The organism is Mesorhizobium sp. M2E.F.Ca.ET.209.01.1.1, assembly GCF_004010375.2.
GTDB lineage: Bacteria > Pseudomonadota > Alphaproteobacteria > Rhizobiales > Rhizobiaceae > Mesorhizobium.
Genome location: NZ_SADP02000969.1, coordinates 1 through 304, shown reverse-complemented (window position 1 = coordinate 304; position 304 = coordinate 1). Strand labels below are relative to the sequence as shown.

Annotated in this window: 1 protein-coding gene; it reads right to left on the bottom strand. The window is 68.1% G+C overall.

Annotation, left to right across the window (positions count from 1 at the left end; all coding sequences use genetic code 11):
- On the bottom strand, nt 1-304 hold a 304-nt coding region (locus EN852_RS38720; RefSeq protein WP_135879898.1), incomplete at both ends, for a DUF4147 domain-containing protein.

Sequence of the window (304 nt, the reverse complement as noted above, 5' to 3'; positions counted from 1 at the left end):
AAAGCGCAAATCGTTAGGACGCGGCGCGTCGGCGGCCGGCGAATTGATGTGCGCCATCACCGAGGCCGGCAGCTTCATGCCATAGGCGGCTATCGAAGCCAGTGCGTCCTCGCGGCTGCCAGTGTCGGGAACGGTCGGCCCCGAGGCGACCAATGCCGGATTGTCGCCGGGGATATCGGAGACGACCAGCGACACCACGCGCGCCGGATGCGCCGCGGCGGCAAGGCGCCCGCCCTTGATGGTCGAGACATGCTTGCGGATGGTGTTCATCGCCGCGATCGGCGCACCGGAGGCGAGCAACGAG